Annotated in this window: 2 protein-coding genes; one reads left to right on the top strand and one right to left on the bottom strand. The window is 61.9% G+C overall.

Annotation, left to right across the window (positions count from 1 at the left end):
• Positions 1-72 precede the first annotated feature (72 nt).
• Positions 73-1,176: a MobA/MobL family protein gene (locus CFR72_RS16740; protein ID WP_110914811.1), complete on the top strand. Its 1,104-nt coding sequence runs from the start codon at positions 73-75 to the stop codon at positions 1,174-1,176.
• Here the strand turns inward: CFR72_RS16740 and CFR72_RS16735 are convergent.
• Positions 1,173-1,422, bottom strand: a 250-nt coding sequence (locus CFR72_RS16735) for a transposase (protein WP_146220773.1), incomplete at its 5' end; no start/stop codon positions are given. The two genes, CFR72_RS16740 and CFR72_RS16735, sit on opposite strands and share 4 nt — an antisense overlap.

Genomic DNA, 1,422 nt, shown 5'->3' with positions numbered 1-1,422 from the left:
CTCTATACAGATATGTCGGACCGAAGGGCGAGCTCAGGGATTATGGGAAGCGCGTTCTCAGCTTAGCGTAGGATTTCGCCCCCTCCCGCAAACGACCCCGAGCAGACCGAGAAGCGTTCCAACTCAGTGACGGCCCGTGAATATGTGCTGGCCCTTCCCGCTGAACTGAATGCCAAAAACAGGGCAGACCTTGCACGGTCTTTTGCCTCTGCCGTGGTCGAGCGTTACGGGGTGGCTGCTGATGTTGCCCTTCATGCCCCCAGTGCCGGTGGTGATGACCGGAACTATCACGCCCATATCCTCACCACGACACGGGAGGTCGAGCCGGACGGGCTGGGCAAGAAAACCCGCATACTGGACGCCGCCAAGACGGGTGGGCCGGAGATCGAGAGCCTTCGGGAATTGTGGGCCATGCAGTGCAACGAAGCACTAGAGCGCCACCAGAAGCCCGCCCGCATTGACCACCGCAGCTATGAGCGGCAGGGCGTGGACGAGATGCCGACCCTGCACCTTGGGCCGACCAGCACCACGATGGAGCGCAGGCACAAGACCGAGCAGGAGCGGAAGGGGGAGCCCTACAAGCCCCGGACGTTCAAGGCTCGGGAGAACGAGCGCAGGCGCACCCTGAACGATCATGTGCGGGAGATGGTGCGTGAGCTGGCCGCTACCGTCAGGGAGGTGGCCGAGCAGGCTATGGACGCTAAGCGGAAAGGGGTGAATGGCCTTCTGAACGCCTTGAGGGTGAAGGGAAAACAGGAAGCGGACGAACAGGCCAGACGGGCGGCAGAAGCCCGCAGGCGTGAGGAGGAGCGCAAGGAAGCCTTGCGTCAGCAGGCGCTCAGGGAGGCCAGAGAGCGGGCTGTGCGGGAGGCCAAGGAGCGCATGGCCGACATAGCCAAAAGAGTACAGAGATTGGCCCCAGATGCCCGTGAGCAGTTCCTTGCAGGGGAATACCCCTCAGAGCCGTTTGACCGTGCATTGAAGGCTCATAGTCACCCTCTGGGCACGGCTGGACTGGATGCCGAAGAAAAGGCCGTCAGGGCGCATCTGGTGACATGTCAGGAGCAGGAGAAACGCCAGCAGGCCGAGAGGCAGCAAGCGCCAGTGCGTGGCCGTTGGCGCGGCGGACCGTCCCGCTCCCGGTCGAGGGATTACGATAGTGGTCCGAGTTTCTAAGAGCCCGATCCGAAAGTTTTCCAAGCTTGACAATGCCTTGCTGTCCGTCGTGTGAGCATGCGGATCGAGGCGATCAATGTCCATGCGGTTGAGGACGCAATGGACTTTTCCCAATCTTTGGCGAGCCGCCTGCACCGTCCCAGCCAGGCGAATGTCCGTTCCACCACCCAGCGACGCGGCAGGATCTGAAAGCCCTTCGTCGTATCGGACCGCCTGATGATTTCGAGGGTCCATTTTCCCATGGCG

Source organism: Gluconacetobacter entanii, from assembly GCF_003206495.1.
GTDB classification, from domain to species: domain Bacteria; phylum Pseudomonadota; class Alphaproteobacteria; order Acetobacterales; family Acetobacteraceae; genus Novacetimonas; species Novacetimonas entanii.
This window is presented reverse-complemented; position numbering and strand designations above follow the sequence as displayed.